Annotated in this window: 24 protein-coding genes and 2 pseudogenes; 11 read left to right on the top strand and 15 right to left on the bottom strand. The window is 46.4% G+C overall.

The window, feature by feature from the left end:
• Positions 1 to 179 precede the first annotated feature (179 nt).
• A complete protein-coding gene (locus RID09_RS26950; protein WP_446338996.1) occupies positions 180 to 317 on the top strand; it encodes a hypothetical protein in 138 nt (45 codons plus the stop codon).
• A gap of 3 nt (positions 318 to 320) precedes the next feature.
• Here RID09_RS26950 and RID09_RS26945 read toward each other — a convergent pair whose 3' ends face one another.
• The 6 genes from RID09_RS26945 to rppA all read right to left on the bottom strand — a co-directional run bounded on the left by RID09_RS26945 (position 321) and on the right by rppA (position 6,873).
• On the bottom strand, positions 321 to 1,091 hold the full coding sequence (locus RID09_RS26945) for a transporter (RefSeq protein ID WP_446338995.1): 771 nt from the start codon (positions 1,089 to 1,091) through the stop codon (positions 321 to 323).
• 449 nt (positions 1,092 to 1,540) lie between these two features.
• A complete protein-coding gene (locus RID09_RS26940; RefSeq protein WP_446338994.1) occupies positions 1,541 to 2,983 on the bottom strand; it encodes a hypothetical protein in 1,443 nt (480 codons plus the stop codon).
• 153 nt (positions 2,984 to 3,136) lie between these two features.
• On the bottom strand, positions 3,137 to 3,790 hold the full coding sequence (locus RID09_RS26935) for a Uma2 family endonuclease (RefSeq protein WP_446338993.1): 654 nt from the start codon (positions 3,788 to 3,790) through the stop codon (positions 3,137 to 3,139).
• A gap of 134 nt (positions 3,791 to 3,924) precedes the next feature.
• A complete protein-coding gene (locus RID09_RS26930) occupies positions 3,925 to 4,347 on the bottom strand; it encodes a CsbD family protein (protein WP_446338992.1) in 423 nt (140 codons plus the stop codon).
• 278 nt (positions 4,348 to 4,625) lie between these two features.
• Positions 4,626 to 6,020, bottom strand: coding sequence for a two-component system sensor histidine kinase RppB (rppB, locus tag RID09_RS26925; protein WP_446338991.1), 1,395 nt, complete (start codon positions 6,018 to 6,020; stop codon positions 4,626 to 4,628).
• Positions 6,021 to 6,177: 157 nt separating this feature from the next.
• Positions 6,178 to 6,873 carry a two-component system response regulator RppA gene (gene rppA / locus RID09_RS26920; protein WP_446338990.1) on the bottom strand — a complete coding sequence of 232 codons (696 nt, stop codon included), beginning with the start codon at positions 6,871 to 6,873 and terminating at the stop codon, positions 6,178 to 6,180.
• 395 nt (positions 6,874 to 7,268) lie between these two features.
• Here rppA and RID09_RS26915 point away from each other — a divergent pair, with 395 nt between their 5' ends.
• Complete coding sequence (locus tag RID09_RS26915; RefSeq protein ID WP_446338989.1) at positions 7,269 to 7,412, top strand: hypothetical protein; 144 nt, start codon at positions 7,269 to 7,271, stop codon at positions 7,410 to 7,412.
• Positions 7,413 to 7,892: 480 nt separating this feature from the next.
• A pseudogene (locus RID09_RS26910) lies at positions 7,893 to 8,819 on the top strand (permease); the annotation flags it as partial.
• A gap of 23 nt (positions 8,820 to 8,842) precedes the next feature.
• Here RID09_RS26910 and gorA read toward each other — a convergent pair.
• Positions 8,843 to 10,180: a glutathione-disulfide reductase gene (gene gorA / locus RID09_RS26905; RefSeq protein WP_446338988.1), complete on the bottom strand. Its 1,338-nt coding sequence runs from the start codon at positions 10,178 to 10,180 to the stop codon at positions 8,843 to 8,845.
• 342 nt (positions 10,181 to 10,522) lie between these two features.
• Between gorA and RID09_RS26900 the strand changes: the two genes are divergently transcribed.
• Positions 10,523 to 10,894, top strand: coding sequence for a hypothetical protein (locus tag RID09_RS26900; RefSeq protein ID WP_446338987.1), 372 nt, complete (start codon positions 10,523 to 10,525; stop codon positions 10,892 to 10,894).
• Here RID09_RS26900 and holB read toward each other — a convergent pair.
• Both holB and tmk read right to left on the bottom strand, forming a co-directional pair.
• Positions 10,879 to 11,817 (bottom strand): DNA polymerase III subunit delta', encoded by a 939-nt coding sequence (holB, locus tag RID09_RS26895; protein ID WP_446338986.1) that lies wholly within the window; start codon positions 11,815 to 11,817, stop codon positions 10,879 to 10,881. The two genes, RID09_RS26900 and holB, sit on opposite strands and share 16 nt — an antisense overlap.
• 21 nt (positions 11,818 to 11,838) lie before the next feature.
• Positions 11,839 to 12,504, bottom strand: a complete 666-nt coding sequence (gene tmk, locus RID09_RS26890; RefSeq protein WP_446338985.1) for a dTMP kinase — start codon at positions 12,502 to 12,504, stop codon at positions 11,839 to 11,841.
• Between the two features lie 178 nt (positions 12,505 to 12,682).
• Here tmk and RID09_RS26885 point away from each other — a divergent pair, with 178 nt between their 5' ends.
• A complete protein-coding gene (locus RID09_RS26885) occupies positions 12,683 to 13,030 on the top strand; it encodes a hypothetical protein (protein WP_006104062.1) in 348 nt (115 codons plus the stop codon).
• A gap of 127 nt (positions 13,031 to 13,157) precedes the next feature.
• On the opposite strand, the gene RID09_RS26880 is transcribed toward RID09_RS26885, so the two are convergent.
• Together RID09_RS26880 and RID09_RS26875 are read right to left on the bottom strand one after the other, a co-directional pair.
• Complete coding sequence (locus RID09_RS26880) at positions 13,158 to 13,592, bottom strand: FHA domain-containing protein (RefSeq protein WP_446338984.1); 435 nt, start codon at positions 13,590 to 13,592, stop codon at positions 13,158 to 13,160.
• 352 nt (positions 13,593 to 13,944) lie between these two features.
• Complete coding sequence (locus RID09_RS26875; RefSeq protein ID WP_446338983.1) at positions 13,945 to 14,430, bottom strand: IS200/IS605 family accessory protein TnpB-related protein; 486 nt, start codon at positions 14,428 to 14,430, stop codon at positions 13,945 to 13,947.
• Positions 14,431 to 14,848: 418 nt separating this feature from the next.
• Between RID09_RS26875 and RID09_RS26870 the strand changes: the two genes are divergently transcribed.
• On the top strand, positions 14,849 to 14,995 hold the full coding sequence (locus RID09_RS26870) for a hypothetical protein (RefSeq protein ID WP_446338982.1): 147 nt from the start codon (positions 14,849 to 14,851) through the stop codon (positions 14,993 to 14,995).
• Here the strand turns inward: RID09_RS26870 and RID09_RS26865 are convergent.
• Entirely contained in the window at positions 14,986 to 17,457 is a 2,472-nt protein-coding gene (locus RID09_RS26865) for a heavy metal translocating P-type ATPase (protein WP_446338981.1), read from the bottom strand. The genes RID09_RS26870 and RID09_RS26865 overlap by 10 nt on opposite strands.
• Positions 17,458 to 17,602: 145 nt before the next feature.
• Here RID09_RS26865 and RID09_RS26860 point away from each other — a divergent pair, with 145 nt between their 5' ends.
• Positions 17,603 to 17,920, top strand: coding sequence for a DUF3082 domain-containing protein (locus RID09_RS26860; RefSeq protein WP_446338980.1), 318 nt, complete (start codon positions 17,603 to 17,605; stop codon positions 17,918 to 17,920).
• Between the two features lie 94 nt (positions 17,921 to 18,014).
• Here the strand turns inward: RID09_RS26860 and RID09_RS26855 are convergent, their stop codons facing one another.
• From RID09_RS26855 to RID09_RS26845, 3 genes are all read right to left on the bottom strand, one after another.
• Entirely contained in the window at positions 18,015 to 18,992 is a 978-nt protein-coding gene (locus tag RID09_RS26855; RefSeq protein ID WP_446338979.1) for a cysteine synthase A, read from the bottom strand.
• Positions 18,993 to 19,068: 76 nt separating this feature from the next.
• The gene (locus tag RID09_RS26850) at positions 19,069 to 19,284 is read right to left on the bottom strand and encodes a hypothetical protein (protein WP_446338978.1); all 216 of its coding nucleotides are present in this window, start codon (positions 19,282 to 19,284) and stop codon (positions 19,069 to 19,071) included.
• 50 nt (positions 19,285 to 19,334) lie between these two features.
• On the bottom strand, positions 19,335 to 19,973 hold the full coding sequence (locus RID09_RS26845) for a peroxiredoxin (protein ID WP_446338977.1): 639 nt from the start codon (positions 19,971 to 19,973) through the stop codon (positions 19,335 to 19,337).
• A gap of 229 nt (positions 19,974 to 20,202) precedes the next feature.
• On the opposite strand from RID09_RS26845, the gene psbU reads away from it, so the two are divergent.
• The 4 genes and pseudogenes from psbU to psb34 all read left to right on the top strand — a co-directional run bounded on the left by psbU (position 20,203) and on the right by psb34 (position 23,351).
• Positions 20,203 to 20,658 (top strand): photosystem II complex extrinsic protein PsbU, encoded by a 456-nt coding sequence (gene psbU, locus RID09_RS26840; RefSeq protein WP_446338976.1) that lies wholly within the window; start codon positions 20,203 to 20,205, stop codon positions 20,656 to 20,658.
• 202 nt (positions 20,659 to 20,860) lie between these two features.
• Entirely contained in the window at positions 20,861 to 22,555 is a 1,695-nt protein-coding gene (nadB, locus tag RID09_RS26835) for an L-aspartate oxidase (protein WP_446338975.1), read from the top strand.
• 125 nt (positions 22,556 to 22,680) lie between these two features.
• Positions 22,681 to 22,872, top strand: a pseudogene (locus RID09_RS26830) (NAD(P)-binding domain-containing protein); the annotation flags it as partial.
• A gap of 266 nt (positions 22,873 to 23,138) precedes the next feature.
• Positions 23,139 to 23,351: a photosystem II assembly protein Psb34 gene (psb34, locus tag RID09_RS26825; RefSeq protein ID WP_446338974.1), complete on the top strand. Its 213-nt coding sequence runs from the start codon at positions 23,139 to 23,141 to the stop codon at positions 23,349 to 23,351.
• Positions 23,352 to 23,652: the final 301 nt, after the last annotated feature.

Genomic DNA, 23,652 nt, shown 5'->3' with positions numbered 1-23,652 from the left:
GGATAAAAATTAGCGCCGGGAATGCGATCGCGTTTGAAACCAGATAATAATTCCCATACTCAGCACCATAAGAGAAATAGTACACTCATTAAGAACCTCAAACAAACCCTGGCGAATGGAATTCGCGGAACCCTAAAAACGAAGTTCGCCTACGCGGACTATCCGAAAAATCAAGAGTTGTGAAACCCGCGCAGGCGGGTTTAGTTTGTGTAGCTGCGGTTTTAACCGCCCAATTGAGAATGGTGCTTAACTATACGTTATCTCCCCGCGATCGCTGGGTGATATGTTTTAACCGCCTAATTGAGAATGGTGCTTAACCATCACAATGATTGTTGAAATCCAGCCGTAACCCGAAAATCAGGAGACTCCTCACTTAAACCAACCCCAACCCCAACCGATAACACATTCAGAGGTGTCAGTTGATAGCGAACCCCCAACTCCAGCAGAAACGCTTCCTTATCCTCCTCTAATTCCTGCTCATAAACAAAATCCGTCAGCAGCAGCGCTTCTGAATTTAGACGGCGACTATACCCCAAAACACCAGACAAGCGATCGCGGCGTTCCCCATCTTGGCGCTGATCATTTAAACCATAAGCCACATTCAAATGTAGGCGATCTAAATTTGCCCCGGTTCCTAATGTTTTCGTCGCAATTAACTTCAACGTCGGATCAACTCCTGCACTATCATTACCCGTCGGCAGATCCGCACTCAAAGACGCCGCAAACGCAGGTGTTTTCAGGGTTTCTGTATTGAAATTATAAAACACTTCCACACCCACATCCCCGATACCATCCTCCTTTGCTCCAAATTCAAAGGGAACAGTAATTTTCCCTTGCCAGTTGGGGGCAAATCCATACTCCAAGCGCGGTTCCAGGATAAACTGATCCTCGCCATCCGCCGCGCGATCGTATCGGAATTGTCCCTGAACTTCTAATCCTTGATAAGGAACCGGATAAGCATCTTCAACTTCAATCGGTAATCCTTCTTCTAAGTTGAAATGGTCAGAGGCTTGTGCGGTTGATTGCCCAAATGTTGCGATGGTTAAAACGATAACAGTTAAACCCGTAAGCGGCTGCAATGAATGTTTCATTTTCCTCACTCCTAATACTATAAATTCAAACCCAACTTTAGGGTGTTTTAGCGAAGCGTAACGCACCATTGCTCAAAGCCTTGGGGGTTTACGAATCTCGCCTAAACTCAACACAATCTATTGAAACAGGTGCAAAATATCAGTTAAAACTGGGATATTGTCGCCTTGATTCGCCCTTTTGTAGAGACGTGCCGGTGGAACGTCTCTTAAAAGTTTGTCGTGGGTGATATCAGCATTTATACCAAATCCGGGTTAGCTACCCCCGTTATAACCTAGTCCGCGTAGGCGGACTTTGTTTGTGTAGCAGCGATTTCAATCGCCGTGGCAAAAGGGGGTAATAGTAATAAAGGCAGATTTGGTATTAGTTCCACCGGAACCTCTCTTAAAAGTTTGTCGTGGGTGATATCAGCATTTATGGCGAATACAGCACAACGGCGAACCTAAAGAGCCTACTCTAAAAATATTTGTGCTGATGGCTCACTCCCCATCGGAAGCGGTTCAACATCAGGTAAATTGCCATACTTTTCCTGCCAACCTTTCAGCATTACCTCTATCATCATTGGATTAACTTTACCCGGTGCCATCGCCTCAGGAGACATCGGCATATTTGGCATAATTTCCATCATCGCATCCATAAATGAACCCGGCATTTCACCCGATTGTATTCCCGGAGTCAGTTTCAGTTTCAACTGTGCCATTAACTGTTGATGCATCTGGTGCATTTGAGGACTCATCTCACTATGATGTCCATCTGAATCCATCTGACTATGATCCATCTGCGAATCCATCTCACCGTGATCCATCTGGGAATCCATACCCCCATGGTGCTGCATCATCATTGGCATCATCTCTGCCAACATTTCCATCATCATTTGTGCCATCGCACCATCTGAGCTTTTAATCCAATCATCATAAACTAACGGATTTAAATCAGGCTTAGGTGTGGTAAACTTCCGCACTAATTTCTCATCCCCTGGCTGATAACTCATCGCATCTAAAACCCGATTCAATTCAGCCCGTTTTTGCTCAATTGTCCACCCATCGTAAGCAAAAATATCATAAGTAATGCCATGGAGCATGTGTAAATTATCAAAAACATTCGCCGTTTCCGGAGAAAGACGACTGTAACGGGGTGAGCCTTCTCGACTTAATATCATCCGCATCGGGGGATTGGGAACAACTTGGGAACTAAACAAATCTTCCATTTTCTGGATCATCTTGTCCTGTTCCTGATCATTTCCGCCAATCATCATCGACTCATAAATCGCCGGATGCCACCAATGAGCGGCATAGAAAAAGTTATTATTTTTCGGATAATAATTCCGAGTTATGCTAAAATAGGGCTTCATCATTACCCCAGCGCGACGCATGGTTACATCTAGGGGTGCGGGACTCAATGCAATGTCTTTATAGGTGGATTTATAATAGTCATAAGCCTCTTTGAGTACTTGTTCTTTTTCATTCCAAGGAATATCTGAATCTGCCATGATATCCTCAGTCATTTCGTGGAGTAAATGCACGGAGTCAATGGTGCGGAAGAGTCGCCAAGTTGCACGCGCTGTATAAGGCGCATATAATTCCATCGTTGGCTCAATCCGGGGTGGATTTTGGTAAAACGCTAGAACTTCCTGGTAAAGCTTCGTATCTTCCTCACCATGACGCTGGAAGGGAGTTAAAAGTAAAACATCATGGAGCTTGCTATGTGCAAAATGCAGCGCACTAGCGACTCGGTAACTGCGTCTGTGGCGGTTATAGAAGCTGAGGCGGTAGGGAGTGCGGGGATGAGCTACGGCGTTGCGCTGCTGTGCCATGATCGGCTTGGGTGCAGAGCCGATGATTAAGGTTGTCGCGATCGCGAGTGCGGTAAGTTGTTTGATATATCGATTTCCCATAGTAGCTATCTGCTGAACAGGTCTAAAATTTCATCCAACTCTCTGTCCAAAATGATTTCTGGATATTTCTTAGTTTGACAGAAAAATATGAAATCAAGATGAAATCTTCCTGATTAGCGATGATAAGCTGTCATGCATTTAAATTGGGTAACGTTAACGACTACCTCTAATAACTGCGCTTTCAAATTCCTCCAACGCCTGAACATGTCCCACTTGCCATGACCGTTTTACGGTAGCCGGGATAACCTGAGTGATCGGAATTTCTGGAAACGTCGGACTAATATCTGATAGTATATACTTCCCTTCTCTTAACACATAAAGTGTCAACTTCCCACTATCATAAACCCAGACTTCGGGAACGCCAATCCCTTGATAAGCATCTAATGTTGTTTTCGATGTAACATCTGACTCGATTGCCAAATCAGGTGGCGGATCATCGGGTTCAAGTCGGCGACGACCAATCATCTGTTGATAATTTTGAATGTAAAAACAAGCATCCGGTTCAACGCCTGCGGCTCCTTCTTTTTTAAAGGTAGTTGAACCAAAAGGTTCATACCGTCTGCCTGTAGCCTTGAGCAATAGCTTGACTATATCTGAAATAATATCCTTCGGTTTTTCATGCTCCGGTAAAGGAACCATAATTTCTAATGTTCCCTGGCTGTAAGCAAGTCTTGCTGCACGTTTTTCTCCCAATTCTGCCAAAATAGACTCAAATTCCTGCCAGTTTACGTTAGGAATGGTGACAGCACTGCCTGGTGCTAGTCTCATCTGACTAATCGGTTTAACAATAGGGGAAAAAGAAGTCATAAGTAAAAATAAACGTATTCAGTAGAAACGCCTCTGAGGACATTTCTACTGAAGTCAGCAAAGCGGTTATTGACTAGCCGATTTTACCATTTAGTCAGGAGTTTTTAGCCAATTCGTTTAGCTAGGCTAGGGTACTATTCCCCAAACAAACTCTTAATCGCATCTCCCAGATTTTGAGAAGCCTCTTCCATATCCGAACCTGCATCTTCGGCGCGATTTTTAAGGCGACCTGTATCTTGTTCCGCCCGCCCTTGAGCTTGCTTTGCTGCACCTTTAACGTCTTCTTTGGCTTTGCCCACATTTCGTTCTACGGTGCCGATGTCTTCTTTGGCTTTCCCTTGAATTTGGTCGCTGGTTCCAGAACCGAATACTTTATCAACTGGGTTACTATCGGCAAGGATAAACGGTGTCGTTTTTACGGTTAAAGCATGGGCTGTTGGCGTTGCATTAAAAAATGTGCCTGTCCAAGTTAATGTCACTAACACTAGAGAAAAGAGTGCGGGTAGGAGTTTCATCACGACTTTTCGAGTATTTTGGATCATGGATTTAGTTTTCATGGTTATTTTTTGAAGGTTTGGCATTCTGAAACTATAACAGAGTGGCTGATTATTCGGGTTCCTTCATTAGACATAAATTTTTATTGCCGATTTAGATCTCCCTCTTCCCTTATAGATCCCCCTTCCGTCCCCCTTATAGATCCCCCTTCCGTCCCCCTTAAAAAGGGGGAGACCAGTGGATGCTTCGCTTTTTGTTCCATGGGGGAAGCCATAGGATGCTTCGCTTTTTTTGCACGGGGGAAACCAAGGAAAAGCAAATTTTGCGGTAGTTTTGGGTGTTAAACGCTTTTGGGTAACCGAATTGTAAACTGGCTTCCCTTACCTAATTCACTGTGCACCTGAATAGTACCCTGATGAGCTTGGGCGATCGCACGCGCAATCGATAACCCTAACCCTGAACCTCCCGACACCCTGGCGCGATCGCTATTGATGCGATAAAATCGGTCGAAAATGTGCTTCTGATGTTCGGGTGCAATGCCAATTCCTGTATCCTGGATGTGAATCAACACCCACTGATCCCGGCAATCCAGACTAACCTTAACCTGACCCCCGGCGGGTGTATAATGCAGCGCATTCACGACAATATTAAATATCAGTCGATAAAGCTGTTCTTCGTCTCCTAAAACCTGGATGGGTTGATCAACCTGAATATCTGTGGTTAACTTAATCTGCTGGGTCATAGCGAGGGCGGCGAGTTCTTCTTCAATATCATTGAGCAAGTCTTGCATACAGCAAAGATGCCATTGATTGTGTTGAATTTTTCGATCTAAACGAGACAACAGCAATAAATCACTCACCAGTTGAGATAATCGATAATTTTGACGTTCAATAACCTGCAACGTCTCGCGACTCTCAGCTTCTGAGATACAAGCCAGTCGGAGAACCGATTCAACGGTGGCTCGAATCGCCGCTAAGGGTGTCCGCAATTCGTGAGCAGCATCGGCGGTAAATTGTTGAATCTGCTGGTAGGATTGGTAAATCGGGCGCATGGCTAACTCGGCTAGCCACCAAGCGGCGACACCGACGAGCAACATAGCTAAAGGTAACCCCAGTAACATCAGGATTCTGACTGAAGCGAGATAATCATCAAAATCTGCTAAAGAACGACCCACCTGGAGATATCCCCAAGGCTGATTAGTTGGGGTATCCAAGGCTAAAACCAGGTGTCGGTAGCGATCGCCTGACGTATCCTTAAGGGTGAGTAAGCTTTGTTCTGTGGCGTTTTCAGGGATTAACTCAGTAGACAATTGCTGCGGTGGTGATCCCGATTGAGCAATCAGTTGTCCAGACTTATCGAAGAAGCGGATAAAGTAATCGCCTTGATGAATCGCACTCAAACGATGAGCAGGTGAAGTATGTCTCTCGGCTGTACAAAACTCCCCCAAGGTAGATTGAGTCTGATTATCCACCGTGCGATCGCGCATTAAACAGAGGTTGGGTAAACGTCGCTTTGCCGCTGTTTCCAGACGCCCCGGTTGTCTTAATGTCGGTTCTAAACTATCATGCAACATCCCCGCCACTGATTTCAACTCTTGATCAGCACTAACGCGATGAGCATGAGCAATCGCCTCATACACCCCGAAACCCGAAACGCCCAAAATTAAACCCATAACGCCAGCATACCAACCAGCCAGTCGCCACCGAGTTGAGCGAAATAATTGATTTTGATTCATCTGATCAGGGAGATGGGGTGCAGGGGTGTAGGGGTGCGGGGGTGCAGGGGTGTAGAGGTGTAGGGGCGGGTTTTACTATTATCGTTTCTTTTGCACCGGGATGTGACTAAACCCGCCCTTCTAGGTAAGCAAGGAAGCACACAAATGACGAATGACACTAAGATGGAACATTTAGACGATAACCCACCCCATAAACCGTCTCAATCAAATGATCGCAACCCTGCTGCGCCAGCTTCCGTCTCAGCAGTCGCATTTGCGCCGCCACAACATTACTCATTGGTTCTGTACCCAATTCCCAGAGTTGATTGAGCACCTGATCGCGGGTGACAATTTGGTTAGGATGTCTCATAAAATATTCCAACAACTGAAATTCTTTATGAGTGAGGGGAATCGTTTGCTGATTTCCTGGGGAGTCTTGCCAATAAGCGGTATGAGTACCGTAATCTAAGGTGAGGTTGCCGATTTTGAGGTGTTGCGCTTGGAAATGAGGTGAGCGCCTCTGCAATGCTCTCAACCGCGCTAGGAGTTCCTCCATACCAAAGGGTTTGACTAGATAATCATCAGCGCCAGCATCTAGCCCCATTATTTTATCCTCCATCCGATCCTTTGCCGTGAGCATTAAGATGGGCAGAGGACTTTGTTGCGATCGCAGCCGTTTACATAAGTCTAATCCGGATAATCCGGGTAATAGCCAATCAAAGATTGCCAAGGTGTATTGAATCCAGTCTGATTCTAAGTATTCCCAGGCTTCAACGCCATCGAGAACCCAATCTACAATATAAGCCTCTTGATTCAACGCCCGCTTAATCGCCGCGCCTAAATCGGGTTCATCTTCGACTAAAAAAATTCTCATAGCATCAACTCATGAAATCAAAATGAAATCGTTGTCCACCATTAGTCAGATATTACAGCTCATTCTCTAGTTGGACGCGATCGCACCCGCAACTTTCTACAGTGAAAAGCGAGAGGACAGCAATCTGAGTCCACCTTAAAATTAGCCGGATTTTCGGGTTCGCGGTTTTTCAGTTTAGCTCAAGTGGATGTCTTAGATACTGTTGTCTTGGGTAAAACGCCGCTTTTTTATTAGTTTAATCCTCACCTTACCCATCCTCTACTTCTCATTCCAATTTCAGCAATGGTTCTTTATATTTATACAGAAGACATAAGCGAAACAGACGCCCTGGCAATTGCCCCTGCATTAGAAACATCCTCTGAACATTCCCTGGCTAAAGCTGTGGTTAAAATAACGTGATTGCAATTCCACTGGCGGCTGGAGTCGCTTACGCTTGGGGAATTTTATTGTCTCCCGCAGTCGGGGCATTATTAATGAGTCTTTCTACAGTCATTGTGGCGATTAATGCAGTTATGTTACGTCGAACTAAGTTGGCTTAACGTTCAACCGTTACCGTGAAAATTAAAATTAGTTGTAAAACCTAAATTTTCCTGTACTAAATGCAGATTTTTTAACAAAAAGCCTGAAAAAAAGTGTGTTGTACATCCCTATAAAGTTCTCAGCATCCAAGCGAAAAATTGTTCGGATTATTGGGCGTGTGATAGTAAAACCTTTTTCCGATAACCTGTAGGATAGCGATAAAGTCCCTAGTTTGCCACCTAAAAATCTGAACCAATATCAGTAGGGGCAAGTCATAACTTGCCTCTACTGCGCTTAGCGGTAGTAGATAGAATCAAGAATCATCCGATAGTTAGATGTAATCCCTTAACCCCTTCTTTAGGGTAGTTTACAGAGCTTGAAGCCGTTTCAATTCATCTAGCTATTGATAGATCTTTTCAATAAGCTAATTTATTGACATCAAGTTAATTCGTTGGAATAAGACCCTAACAATCAAAAAAATATCAAATCAGTTAAGTATCATGAACAACGCAAGCTTTTGGCAAATGTATAGTGAGGCAGTGTTAACCTCACTCGGCTTTTTCTGGAAAGCGTTATGGGCGTTCATCTTGGGTTATGTCATTAGCAGCGCTATCCAGGTTTTTGTGACCCGCGAACGTATGCAAAAGACAATGGGTGAAGCGGGAAAAGGTAGCGTCGCCTTGGGAACCTTTTTCGGGTTTATTTCTAGTTCCTGTAGTTTTGCCGCCCTAGCGACAACGAAATCCTTATTTAAAAAAGGAGCCGGGTTTGTTCCTTCCCTGGCTTTCTTACTCGCCTCAACCAATTTAGTAATTGAGTTAGGATTTATCATCGCCGTCTTCCTCGGTTGGCAGTTCGTCGTCGGCGAGTATTTGGGCGGACTTCTGCTGATTATTTTTACGTGGTTGATTGTGCGGTTTACGCGCCCCACCAAGCTAATTAGAAAGGTACGCAAACGACTGCGGGAACGGGAAGATGAAGGCGAGCAAAATGATGGGGAAGATCCTCCCGACTGGAAGGAGAAGATTCAAACTCTACAGGGATGGAAACAGGTTGCTCGTAAATATTTCATGGAATGGAAGATGGTTTGGAAAGACGTAACCATCGGTTTTACTGTGGCGGGGGCTATTGCTGTATTTGTGCCGCGATCGTTTTTTCAGTTCCTGTTTATTGGTTCTGGACAAGATGGGAATCCCGGATTTTTGGCGATTCTAGAAAATACGATTGTTGGACCCGTTGCGGCATTTTTTACGTTTATCGGTTCTATGGGGAATATTCCTTTGGCTTCGGTTCTCTATGCCAATGGGGTGAGTTTTGCTGGGGTTATCGCGTTTATTTTTAGTGATTTAGTCGTGTTCCCGATAATTCGGATTAATGCCAAATACTACGGCTGGAAAATGGCATCCTATATCCTGGGCGTCTTTTTAGTTTGGAGACCAAACCCCTACGGTTATAAACAGAAAAATTCTTCACCGATGGAAGGATGAATGCCAATTGCATGATTAAAATCTGCCTTAGTCACCCCGGCGTTAATGGCTAAAGCAATCATCTGAATAATCTCGGAGGCACAGTCTCCTACCATCTGAGCGCCTAAAACCCGATCTGAGTTGCTATCAACTACTAGCTTCAGTAGTGTTTTTTCCGGTGATTCTGCCCTCATATCTAAAAGGGATTGGAATGTTTTTTGATAACAACGCACCGATTCGCCCAACTGTGCTTGTGCTTGAGCTTGAGTTAACCCGACGGTAGCGGCTTCAGGTTGGGAAGAAACAACGTAGGGAACATAGTCATAATCGACAATTCGAGGATGATCACCAAATTCTGTATCGGCGAAAGCTCGACCCGCCGCGATCGCAACTGGGGTAAATGGGGGTCTAGCGGTACAATCACCTACAGCGAAAATATTAGCTTGACTGGTACGGCTGTACTCATCAACCGCGATCGCTCCCTGCTTGACTTCAACCCCAGCTTTCTCTAAACCCAATCCATCCCAATTAGGAACGCGATCGGTAATCCAGACAACGGTTTCCACTTCTACGGGTTCACTATTACCCAATAACCTTAAATTCAGACAATCTTGCACTCGTTCAATTTTCTCAACCTGGCTATTGGTGCAGATTCTAATTCCCAACCGAGTCATCTCGTCTTGAACCGTTGTCCGCAAATCCTGATCACAACCGGGCAATATTTTCTCCTCTGCGATGACTAGAGTAACTTTTGAGATCAACCCATTCATAATCCCCGCCAGTTTCACAGCAATATAGTTACTGCCAATAATAGCCAGGTGTTTGGGTTGATGCTTAAGTTCGAGAAATTTCCGGGTTGTAATCGCATATTCAATTCCGGGAACCTGGGGTTTTATTGCTTTTCGACCAACCGCAATCAAAATATGCTTCGCCTTGTACGGATGTCCATCAATATCTACCGTGTGAGCATCTAAAAATTTAGCATGTCCTTTGAGCAATTCAACGCCAGCTTTTTCCAGCTTTTGGGTATGCCTTTGGCACAAATGCTGAATGTCGCGGTTTCTGGCTTCCATAAATTGACACCAATCAAAGTTCCTCGAAACATGACCCCATCCATATTCATCCGCCCGTTCAAACACTTTGGAGAAACCAGCCGCATAAGTCATTAGTTTTTCGGGGATACAACCATGTACCACACAAGTGCCACCGACTTGATCTTGCTCCGCGATCGCCACCCGGACGCCATATCCAGCCGCGCTTTCAGCCGCCGCTAAACCACCGGGTCCCGCGCCAATAACCAAAAGTTCGTAATCCCAGTCCATAACAAAACCTTGTAAAAAAATACAATAGCTATCTTTCAGGAAAGCATTTTATTGCTCAGTAAAGTAAATGCTAACCTCGCCGAGAGTAATTCAGTAAAGTATAGACGAATACTTCGATAATTTACACAAATTAACGTTTTATACTTCTTTAGGTAGATTGAATCTTATGGACAGTCTCATAGGATGAAATCGAGGTGATCAATCTATCAATTTTTAAGGAATATATTTGGTTTACTATTACTAATTTATGCCCTAGCCAAAGATAGTGAAGATTTGAAAAAAGCAAGTTATTGGTGCTTTTTTATCATTGCCCTAATTACGATCCCCGTTTTTTGGGCAGGGATGCAAGCGGAAGAAGTGGTTAGCGCTCTTCCTCAAGTTCCCCATTCGTTGATTCACGCCCATAGAAACATTGCCGAGCAAGCTCTCATTGCTTTAGAGATATTAGGAGTAATCAGCTTATTTGGCTTGTTCCGAGGGACAAAGAATACTCCATCCTGGTTTTCCATAACCTTGTTAGTCGTGGCAGTTATTTCTACAGGTTTGGTGTCATGGACGGGACTTCAGGGAGGAATAATTAGACACACAGAAGTTCGCTCACAATTGCAATTTTTACTCCCCAATGATGCTACAGAATCGGGCGATCATCATCAAGGGTCAGAAACTGAACATGGACACCAAGACGATTCAGGACATTCTCATGAAACTGATTGACACTCTAAAAGCGTCACTTCCCAAACCAATCGAGGTTGAGCATAGCCGAGAAGGTAGGTTCGCGCTTGCTCTAATTGGTGAATAATCTGGGTATGGGATTGGTGTTGCCAGTAGCTATGCTGTAAATAGTCCACTAACCACAATTGAGCTTGGGGATCAAGGGTTTGATCAATTTCCTTGGCAAGTTCTAGCGCCATGCGGGATGAGTTGGGCAATTGGTTCAGCTTTGCCAGTAATTCTGGGGGAATGGCTTGGAGTTGTTCAAACGCCGCGATCGCTTCTCCGGGACTTCCTTGGGCAATGGCTAATATAGAGGGTTCTTGGAGAATCTGCTCATAACCTGTTTGCTGTAGCACCTGTGCCATGTCGTCTTGTGCTAATCGATAAAAGGGAATCCGTTGACAACGGGACACTAAGGTGGGTAATAAGGCATCGGGACTGGGAGCAATTAAAATTAACGTGGCGTTTCCGGGTTCTTCTAGCGTCTTGAGCAAGCCATTTGCGGCTGATTCTGCCATGGTTTCCGTCTGTTCGAGCACCACAATTTGACGAGAGGCTTCTAGGGGAGAACGTCCTAAAAATTGGCTAATTTCTCGAATTTGTTCCAGGCGAATTTGAGGGGGGGTTTTGCGCTTGAGTCCTTTTTCTGCCGCTTCCTTGGCGGATAAGCGAATGCCATTGTGCAGATAGGTGGGTTCGATCCAGAGGAGATCGGGATGGTTCCCCTGTTGTAGGCGTTTCTTGACTAATGGTTGCTTCTGGGGTGGGATATCTTGACAAAACAACCGTTCAATGAACCACCGGGCGACCAGACCCCGCCCGACTCCAGGAGAACCGGCAAACAGATAAGCTGGGGCGATGCGGTTGGCTGTAATTGCCCCCTCTAAGAGTGCGATCGCTTGTTTTTGTGCAACTATGGTCATTTGTTCGTCATTCGTCTTATGTCAAACATCTATGACATGCTTGTGTCCAATTCGTTGACGCAAAACCGTCTGAATATCTAGTTGTACGGCGTCAGGGCTTTGATTGGCGTCAATCCTGACAATTCGCTGGGGATGATGGGAGGCTAATTGGGCAAAACCCTGCTGTACTCGCTGGTGAAAGGTTAACTCCGCTTGTTCCATGCGATCAGCGACTCCCCGTTCTTTAGCTCGCTGTAAACCAATTGTGACATCAACATCTAACCACAAGGTCAAATCACTTTCTATTCCTCCTGTGGCGATGTGGTTGATTTGCTCAATCAGGGCTAGATCAATTCCTCGCCCATACCCCTGATAGGCAATCGTTGAGTCGGTGTAGCGATCGCACAAAATAATCGCCCCGGCGGTGAGCTGAGGCTGTAACAATTCTTCAACATGCTGCGATCGATCAGCGGCATAGAGTAGGAGTTCGGTTCGGTGTTGTAGGGATGAGGAGTTTTCTTGGAGTAAGAGTTGACGTAGTTTTATTCCTAGGGTGGTTCCTCCGGGTTCTCGGGTGATGATCACAGGTGGCTGCTTACCACAATTACCCAGGGTGTCTAGTACGCCACTGGTGAGGAACCAATCCCGCGATCGCTTGATTTGGGTGGTTTTGCCGCTACCTTCGACCCCCTCAAACACGATCAGCATTTCCCCTTCTCCACCCCTAATCTGATTTATTGATCATCTTATCCGGATCAGCCGCTAAGATACTGGTAGCTGATAAACAACTGAGCATCAGTTTATTTTTTTTAGCCTTCTGCTCATGAGCCTTAACAGAGGTTCGATATGATAAGAAGGTCTAGCTATCTGACGCCTAGGGTTAAATATGGCTCGCTACACTTGTTCATTTACGGTTGCAGTTTCTCCCGATCACCTTCAGCCATCGTTGATTGAGGTTTTACAATCCTGCGATTTTGACATTATCTATGATACGGGAGACTATATCATGGCACGGGAGATTCCCGGTCATGTTGCCTTTGCCAAACTCGTGACAGTGGAGGTTTTGATTGACAAATCGATGGCTACCGATCAGGAAATTCGCATGAATTTCGTGATCAAAAATGAAGAGTTACCTTTACAGGTAGACAACCACTGCCACGATAAGTTTTATGAAGTTCAAGAGGCGGTTGCCCAAAACCGCCATTGGCAACTCTTAGAAAGTGTTGCTGGATAAATCCCGACTTACCCTGTAGTCAGATTTTGTTTTCCTTTATTCCATGGTTGGGTTTGTTTCGTTTCCTTTCGTTTCAATCCCCTGGTTTCAATCATCTGGACTTCCCTGATCAAAGTTGGGCTAATAATCAGGGTGTCCAGTCATCTGGATCTCCCCCCATCATATTTGGGCTAATCAGGGTGATGTCAAACTCATCGGGAGGTCCGGTGGGAACAGAGTCGCGCTTGAGTATGTAATATTTGGCACTAACTTGAGGACCGAAGACGACTTCGTCCTCATCTTCAAGATCATGGGCTGGAAGTTTACGACCGTTAATTACCAGTCCATTGGCGCTGGTTTTCCCTTTGAGGTTACCATCGACAATACGGTAGTAGAAACTGCCGTCCTCCCGTTCTCGCCGCACTAGAGTAGCGTGTCGGCGAGACACAAATTGTGAGAACAGACGAATATCCACATCCGGATCTCTGCCTATGGAATAAACGGGTTCCTCCAAGGTATATTCCTTGCGCCCTTTTTCGTCTTCAATAATTAACAGATGGTTTGAACAGGATTTTGCAGGCATTGAACATCGAAAAATAGGGATAGAGAGTGCAGTTCATTCACTGTCGCTGTGTCTATGCTTTCTTACATTAGCAAACTGCTTAATCATTTTCTTTAACGGATCAAGAAGAAACGACCTAAATTGCCGACCTCCAATTTGGTCTTCCCCCATTCAATCATCATAAGCATTAATGCAGATAATGGCACAGACTCCAATGTTACAATTTTGTGACATCCTTTGGCACTGACCCTACGGAAGAGCCGATAGGCTTCCGTTGGGGTTCCGCTAATTGGCGGTGCTTTTGGCTTTTTATAGTGAGGAATATGCAATAACCGTGTAGACTGAACTTGTAGAAACTTATGGGTTCAGTCTTTCACACTGGATTGACCAGTATTGGCGGCACGGCGCAGCTCACTACTCCCTCGACGCTGAATGCCTCTGGGAGATACTTGCGGATAATTTGGATACTTCCATTGATGTCCGCATTAATCAAACGTCCCTCACTTGACTTAAACAAACCTCTTTTGACTCGTCTCCCCAAATAGGCTGATTGCTTATAGGGAGCCTCTAAGTCTAAGGCTGATGTTTTTGAAGTATAACTTTCCTCTTGAATGACTACCTTGATGCCTATTAATTCACACTTATAGGTAATCTGGTCGATTAACTTGGCATGAGGAATATTAACAAACTTTTGATTATTCCGTTTGCCCAGATTAACCTCTTGTTTCCAGCCTTCATTTTTGCCGATGACTAAAGTTGCGATCCCAAGCTGTTTTAGCCTATTGGCTATTAGTCGGCTGGTATTGTGCAGATAGTTCTCCACATAGCGATTACGGTGATAAGTAAGAGTTTCCAGCAAGGCTTGTGTTGCTGCTTACCCCTCCCCATTGGCAGAAGTTTCTTAGATTTTACTATATATCTACAATTTTCTACAATTTTCCCCGCAACAGTTCAAAACCCCTCTATGTTTATCTTAATAGCTGCGTTACAATCCCGGTCGAGAAGACCCCACAAGCCGGCTGTGAATTCATATTGATAAAACTTTCTCAATGTGGCTATCACAACAATAGCTTGCTCTGGTTTTTATGGTGGGGTGTACGGGAAGAAGCATTTACGGAGACAGGATAGCAATAAGTTGCATAACTATGGCGCTTAAATGCTTGACCCCTATCTAAAAACCCACTTACCAGCCTTCGCTGCTTTGTTAGCGAGACTTGAAAAGAATCACCTAAGCACTACCATTACTTCGTATTCTACTACATTGGCAAGGGTAATTTATGGGAACGGGCAACGGGCAACGGGGAACAGTGCAAAACGTTTGTCGGTTTAGTCCTGGGAACGAAACCCAACGCCAGGGGGTGAGCCTGTTGGGTAACGCTTACGCTCTACCCAACCGACAAAGGGGACATGCTCTCTACTGGTGAATCACCCCGGTGGAGTTCCAACCCCGACGCAATAGCAAAGAGTTACTGACGACAGTGACTGAACTAAATGCCATCAAGGCGCCCGCTACAGCCGGATTGAGAGCGATACCAAATCCAGGTAACAGTACACCTGCCGCTACGGGAATACCCAAAGTGTTATATCCTAGAGCCCAGAAGAGATTTTGGCGAATTTTGTTAAAGGTAGCGCGAGACAGTTTGATGGCTTTGACAATATCCATTAAGCCGCCAGCTTGGGGACTGGTAGCGCTAGGTTGCATGAGAATAATTCCCGCCGTTTCCCGGGCAACATCTGTTCCCGCTTGCAGGGCGATACCAACATCAGCTTGGGCTAAGGCTGGACCATCGTTAATTCCATCTCCAACCATGGCGATGCAGTTTCCCTGGGCTTGCAATTGTGCGATCGCGGCAGCTTTCCCATCGGGACGGATACCTGCCATAACATTGGCTGGATCAATGGCAAGCTGTTGTGCCACGTTTGTTGCGGCATCCAGTTGATCCCCGGTTAGCAGCATCACGCGCAGTCCCATCGCCTGTAGCTGTTCGACTGTTGTTTTAGCATCGGGTTTGGGTAAATCTGTTAAAGCGAGGAGTCCAGCCAATTCTCCATCCACGGCGATATACACCACGGTTTTACCCACAGCCGCTAAGTGTTGGGCTTGTGCTTGGGCGGTATCATTAATGGTCACACCTTGCTGACGTAACCAGTCTTCATTCCCCAGTAATACCCGTTGATTTTCGACGAGGGCAGATATTCCTAGTCCAGCTTCGGTATAAAAATCTTGGGCAGCTAATAGGGGGAGTTGTTGTTGTGCCGCCGCCGTACAAATCGCTTCTGCGAGGGGATGAGTTGTGCCTCGTTCCGCTGCTGCGGCAAGTTGTAGAAGTGTTGAGTGTGGAGTTTTGAGTTGGGAATGGGGAATGGGGAATGGGGATGGGGATAATTTCTCCTGTACACCTCCTGTGTACTCTTCATCTGCCCATTCCCTAATAGACAGACAATCAGTTACAGTGGGTTTTCCTTGGGTCAGAGTACCTGTTTTGTCAAAGACAATGGTATCGAGGTGATGGACTCGTTCTAATATGTCACCTCCTTTAATCAATAAGCCCCGTTCTGCCCCTAGGCTGGTGCCGACTAGAATTGCTGTCGGGGTGGCTAATCCCAAGGCACAGGGACAGGCAATCACTAATACCGCGATCGCTAATTTTAAGCTCAATAGTAATGGTGATATTGAATCACCCATCAGCGAGTCTCCTTCCCCTAACACCTGAGTCCAGATTTTTGTCCCAACCAGATCCCAAAACAGGAAGGTGAGGATGGCTATTGTCAATACTCCATAAGTAAAATATCCGGCGACTGTATCCGCTAAATTCTGCACCGGTGCTTTGCGCGTTTGCGCCTCTTCCACTAGGGCGACAATTTGCGCTAAGGTGGTTTCCTGTCCAATGCGCGTCGCTTGAATCGCGATCGCACCCGATTGATTCAAGGTGCCAGCCGTAACCAGATCTCCGGGTTGCTTGAGGACAGGTAAGGGTTCCCCTGTCAACATTGACTCATCTACCGACGACTGACCCGCCATCACTTCGCCATCAACGGGTATTTTTTCTCCCGGCAAAACGCGCAACCATTCGCCCACACGAACTTGTTCCACAGGAATTTCGATGCCCACTTCTGTGGCGGCGGGTGTGGATTTACCAATTAACCGGGCTACCTTGGGCTTCAATGCCAATAATGATTCATAAGCAGCTGATGCCTGACGCCTTGCCCGTTGTTCCAAGGTACGCCCTAGCAGGATAAAGCCGAGTAACATCACTGGTTCATCAAAGAAGCATTCCCAGCCTAATTGAGGCAAGAAGAATGCCGCACAGCTAGCTCCATAAGCCGCCAAGGTTCCCAGTCCCACCAAGGTGTTCATATTCGGGGTTTGATGCCGCAATCCGCGCCAGCCATCGCTGATAATGGGACGTCCAGGTCCAAGGAGTGCTAAGGTTGCCAGTCCCCAGTGAAACCAGATCGTGCTAAACACAGGTAGCATTGGTCCATTAAACCAATGACCGATATGTCCGATGGTCGAGAGAATGACTAGAACACCCGCAATTATTAATTGCCGCAGTTGTTCCTTTGCCTGTTGTTCATGGCGTTGAGTCGGGGTGAGGTGTTCTTGTGAAGTTTCTCCTGCTTGGGAATAACGGGGTTGGGAGGGAAACCCTGTCGCGGTTAATTTTTCCGCTAGGGCGGCTGGATCAGCTTGACCGACTTCATACTCAACCACCGCCACTTCTGTCACCAAGTTGACCCGGGCAGAAATCACCCCAGGTTGCTGTTCTAGCTGTCGTTCCACCGCACTGACACAGCCTGCACATTTCATCCCCCCAACATCTAGCGTCATTTGCTCAACTGTTGGGGTGGGGATATCGACGGCTTTTTCTGGAGAAATTTGCATAGATGTTTTGGATACGGACAGGGGATGCCTGAAGGCTGAGCTCTAGTAAATTCTCTTCAATGATAAGGATAATAAGGATAATTGGCTCGTGGCTGAACCCTCGGTGACATTCGTACTAAGATCAATGACAAAGGATATCAGACTCATGACGACTAATCCCGATAACCAACCCACGACTACCGATCAAACGTTACCGAGTCCCTGGCGCTGCTTGGCTTCAGCCTTGATATCGGGTTCCTTCGCGATCGCAGGTTACTGGCTGACAACCGCTATTGCACAATCCTTGGCGAATAAACCTCTACCCTCTGGGAATGTGACGGCGGTTAATATTGCGATCGCGGTTCGTACTTTAGTTGTTGGTATCAGTACTCTCGCCACGGCTGTCTTTAGTCTCGTGGCTGTTGGTTTAGTCGCTTTAGCCATCCAATTGACTGTGCAACGCTTCACCCAAGGGACGAAATGAGACTTTACCTGACGGTGTTACGCTGTACAACCCTGGACAAACGGGGCATACGCCCGGTCGTGTTAATGCATCACCGTACAAATTTAATCATGTACTAACTTTCAGGTAACAGACCCTTTTGCGCCAGCCACTCCCGATTATAAAGCCGCGATTGATAACGGGAACCGCTATCACAAAGCACCGTAACAATCCTGTGCCCCGGTCCGATTTCTTTCGCTAAGGCTACGGCTGCACCGACATTAATTCCTACAGAACCGCCCATAAACAAACCATCCTTTTCCAGCAGTTGATAAATCACCCGCACGGCTTCTTTGTCATCAATTTGAATGGCATCGTCAATGGGAACCCCTTGCATATTGGCGGTAATTCTGCTGTTACCAATCCCTTCCGTAATCGAATTCCCCTCTGTAGTAATTTCCCCCGTCTTCACGTAACTGTACAACCCACTCCCCATGGGGTCAGCCACAATCGATTTAATTTGGGGATTTTTTTCTTTCAGGAACAGGGAAACCCCAGCGAATGTTCCCCCTGTCCCTGTCGCCGCCACCCAAGCATCAACGTTACCGTTGGTTTGTTGCCAAATTTCGGGTCCTGTGGTTTCGTAATGTGCCAGTCGATTCGCTAAATTATCAAACTGATTTGCCCAAATCGCATTTTCCATCTCTTCGGCAATTCGTCCAGATAGCTTAACGTAATTATTTGGGTCTTTATACGGCACAGCCGGAACCGGACGCACTTGAGCACCTAGCGTCCTCAAAGCATCCATTTTCTCTTGGGATTGAGTTTCAGGAATGATAATTAGGCACTTATATCCCTTAGCATTACAAATATGCGCTAGACCAATACCCGTATTACCAGCCGTTCCCTCAACAACTGTACCACCGGGCTTGAGTAAGCCTTTTTCTTCAGCATCTTGAATAATATAGAGGGCGGCGCGGTCTTTGACAGAACCGCCAGGATTAAGAAACTCAGCTTTTCCCAGGATTTCGCAGCCTGTTTCTTCGCTGAAGCTATTTAACCGAATTAGAGGTGTATTCCCTACTGTGCCGACAAAGCCGTCTTTAATATCCATTTGCTCAATTGAGTATTCTGCTCTAATTTTTAAGTTGACATTTCTCCCGGTTGGAAATATAGGGTAATGTAAAGTTTTATGTAGGGGCGGGTTTCACTGTTATGGTTTCTTCCCTTACCCAGATGTAACTAAACCCGCCCCGATCAAGTGCAAGAATTAATTCCCCTATCTTCCCTATTTTTCCCTGTTCACCGAGAAGGGCGGGTTTAGTCAAGTTATTGGTTTGTGCCAAAACGTTATCAGTAAAACCCGCCCCTACAGGAGGAACTCCCCCTGCTAAAAGACGTAGCATGCTACGTCTGGAACACACCCCATCTCCGAGACGTTCCCCACCTTAAGTCTCTACTTGTTGGGTTGAGGGGTCATCCGCAGGTAAGGCTTGACTTCGGTGTAACCTTTGGGGAATTTTTCTTTTAAGACTTCGGGATCTTTGAGAGAGGGGACAATCACACAGTCATCCCCATCTTTCCAATTCACGGGAGTTGCCACTTGATGGTGATCCGTCAACTGTAGGGAGTCAATCACCCGTAAGATTTCGTCAAAGTTGCGACCGGTGCTGGGAGGATAGGTGATGGTCAGGCGCAGTTTTTTCTGGGGATCAATGACGAAGACTGTGCGTACCGTAACACTAGCATTGGCGTTGGGATGAATCATGTCATACAGATCAGACACTTTTTTATCAGCATCTGCCAATACTGGGTAGTTGACGGTAGTATTCTGGGTTTCGTTAATGTCTTGAATCCAACCCTGATGAGAATCCGCATCGTCAACACTCAAGGCGATGACTTTAGCATTGCGCTTGTCGAATTCGGGTTTGAGCTTGGCAACCTCGCCTAACTCTGTGGTGCAAACGGGTGTATAGTCAGCTGGGTGGGAGAATAACACGACCCAGCTATCCCCTGCCCAGTCATAAAAGTTGATGTCGCCTTCACTAGAGGATTGAGTGAAGTTGGGGACGGTATCGCCTAATCGCAGAGCCATAGCTAATTTCCTGATCCTTATCGTCAAAAGAGACAATTTTAAATTTTCCCACAAAACACCGATTTTCCGGTAGGCTTTTAGCTTTTTTCATAATTGTGGGGGGATGAGCGCCTAAACTCTTGAGGTAGAGCCAGATAAGATGAGAGGATAGAAAACAAAAGTTAAAGTAATCGAAGAGAGGGGCAGTTCTCTCTCGGTCTTCAATGTGTCTGAGTAAGGAGGAGAGTTAATGAAACGATTGGTTAGTGTGTTAGTGGTATTGGGACTGTTAGTGGGCTGCTGGGGATGGTTGGGTTTCTCCCAAAACGCGATCGCAGCACCAATGTCCTGGACTCCGGGCATGTCTTTGAGTAACGCGATCGAGAATGGGTCACCGATGTTACTTGCCGAGACAACTCTACGCAATCCAGCCGATGCCAAGCTGGAAACGGAGTTTGGTCAAAAGCTTGATTTGAACAATACTCATATCCGAGCGTTTCGGCAGTATCGGGGGCTGTTCCCGACGGTAGCGGCATTAATTATTCAAAATGCCCCCTACGACAATGTAGAGGAAGTGCTTGAGATTCCAGGATTGACTGAGCGGCAAAAACAGATCCTAAAAGATAACCTGGACAATTTTACGGTGACCGAGACAGCGGACGTTTACAACGAAGGTGACGACCGCTTTAATCCTGGCGTCTACTAAACTCGGATAATTCAGAAAATTCCTAGTTCAACCCACTCCTGTTGGGGGTGGGTGATTTTTTACACATAAAGGCAGATGGTAGATGGTACAGGGATGACAACCTGTCCGGTGTAGAGACGCGCCATGCTACGTCTCTACGTTGCCCTTGGGGTGATGAAGATTCCCACGTCTGCTAAACTATTTGACTATATTTTGACTAACTATGATTTCTGTTCCCGACAATTCTCAATCGCAGCCACTCCATCAACCGACCCAGTTTGATGTTGTCGTCGTAGGCGCTGGTGCGGCTGGACTTTATGCCGCCCTTTGTCTACCCGATACCTTAAATGTGGGACTGATTACCAAAGATACTCTATCCATCGGTGCCAGTGACTGGGCGCAGGGCGGTATTGCGGCGGCTATTGCCCCAGGAGATTCACCGACGTTGCATGTTGAGGATACACTTCGGGCAGGTGCAGGGCTTTGTGACGCTGATGCTGTCAAGTTTCTGGCTCAACAAGCGCCAGATCGGATTCGCTCGTTAGTGGAGATGGGGGTGACGTTTGATCGACGGGGGGAGCAGTTAGCGTTAACCTTAGAGGCGGCTCATTCTCGTCCCCGGGTTCTCCATGCAGCGGATACCACAGGGCGGGCGGTGGTGAGTACGCTGACTGCCTTAGTCTTGCGCCAAGCTAATATTACGGTGCTTCAGCAGGCGTTTGCCTTGTCTGTATGGCTCAATCCTGAGACGGGTCATTGTCAGGGTGTCCAACTCATGTATCAAGGTCAAATCAGTTGGATACGGGCGGGTGCGGTTGTTCTGGCTACGGGAGGCGGTGGTCAAGTTTTTGCCCAGACGACGAATCCCGATGTGAGTACCGGAGATGGAGTCGCGATCGCGTGGCGGGCGGGTGCGATTCTCAAAGACTTGGAATTTGTCCAATTTCATCCCACAGCTTTAACTAAACCGGGAGCGCCTCATTTTCTGATCAGCGAAGCGGTGCGGGGAGAAGGGGCGCATCTAGTGGATGATCAGGGACACCGTTTTGCTTTTGAGTATCATCCCGATGGCGAGCTCGCGCCCAGAGATGTGGTGAGTCGGGCGATTTATAGTCATTTACAGAAAACTAAACCTGATCCAGCCTCCAGTCATGTCTATTTAGATTTACGACCTATTCCCGATGATCGCATTCGCCACCGATTTCCGAATATTATCCAGGTTTGTCAGCAATGGGGAATTGATGTATTTCGGGATATGATTCCCGTCACCCCCGCCGCCCACTATTGGATGGGGGGAATTGCTACAGATTTAATGACTTGTACCTCTATTCCTAACTTATATGCCGTGGGTGAAACGGCGAGTACGGGTGTTCACGGTGCCAACCGTCTAGCCAGTAATTCGTTATTGGAATGTATTGTGTTTGGGGCTCAGTTGGGGGAATTGACACCGGATCAATCTGTCTTGCATCAGGAATCAGGTTCTCAGTTCCCTGTTTCTATTTCCCCATTAACCTTATCCGATGAAGCCACTAAAACGGATAAAATAGTTGCGATGCAAGATCAGTTAAAACGCTTAGTGTGGCAAAGTGCCGGGATTTCTCGATCCGCCCAGATGCTAGAGCGTGCGACAAAGCAGGTGGAAGTCTGGCAGTCTGAATTTGCTACATTGCCTTTAAGCCAACAGTTACGGGATTTAACGCCACAGAAAACGGTTCAACTTGATGTCCCCAATGCCGATTACCTGGTGCGAACTTGGGGAGAAACATCTAACTTATTAGATGTAGCTTACTTAATTTTGAAAAGCGCCCTGTTTCGGACAGAAAGTCGCGGCGGACATTACCGCTTCGATTATCCCCAACCTGATCCGAATTGGCAAATGCATACCCTTGTGCAAGGGGAGCGTTGGTGGAAAGGATAAATGTCTTATTTCTTATGTCTTATGTTCACAGATAGAGAAATCCCTCAACAGATAGGTGTCAGAGGCAAGAATGGGTGTGAGACTGAAAAAGAGTGTTTTGATGTCGTCAACTCCAAGACAAGTGCATGGTTAAGGTCGGATTTCTCGGTACAGGATTAATGGGACAACCCATGGCGCAACGGCTACTGGAGGCGAAAATACCAGTCGTGGCGTACAATCGCACATTGTCTAAGCTAGAACCTCTGAGGACTTCAGGCGCCCAAACGACTGACTCAGCGGCGGATGCGATCGCGGCTGCCGATTGCGTTATTTTAATCTGAAGTTCCCCCCGTGCGGATGTACTACACCAAGGCTAAAGCCTTATCCCGTAGTAGTTTGAGCGCTCAACCCCTTCAAAGATCGTACCCATGTAGCCCTTGCAAAAATAGTGCGATCGCGCTATTTTTGCAGTAGACAAGAGATCGACGGAAACCCACGCTACATCAAGGTTTCAGCGATCGTACCCATGTAGAGCGGCTTAAAAATCGCCGAAAGCCGCACGGTGAGGCAGTTTTGATTTTTTGGCTGGGGGAACTTCAGTTTAATGTTGGCGGACGCTAATGCGATTCGACAGGTAGCCCTATCAGACAGTTGCCAAGAGGCATTAAATGGACAACTGAACAACTACGCGATCGAAACCCCTGTATATTATTCTGAATATCCTAATAGTGAACAACAGCGCCGCTATGCCTTTCAAGGGGCGTGCGCGATTTTATTGGTCAATGTCCTAATTCTGAAAGCACTGGCTGTAAGCTAGTATTAACGCCTCATCCACCTGTCGTTAACCCAAGATGATTGTATCCCAAAATTATTACGGGTAGCGCCAGCGAATAAAGTTTTTTAAGTCCTCCTAACCCTTGGAATTTGGGATAACGAAAACCCTTGCTTCGGCAGGACTAGAAGAGAGCCTCAGTTGCAACCTACATTCCGCAGATCCTGACGGACAGCATTAGGAAGGAATAAAAATTTTACTCCGACAAAATCAATCAGTCCAACAATTCTTGCGTTTCTGTTGCTTTTTTGTTCATTTTTAGACAAACATGGAGTATTGATGATGG

It is taken from the genome of Coleofasciculus sp. G1-WW12-02 (assembly GCF_040219735.1).
In the GTDB taxonomy this organism is placed as follows: domain Bacteria; phylum Cyanobacteriota; class Cyanobacteriia; order Cyanobacteriales; family Coleofasciculaceae; genus Coleofasciculus.
Note: the sequence above shows the minus strand (reverse complement) of the source record. Positions and strands in the feature narration are given on the sequence as shown.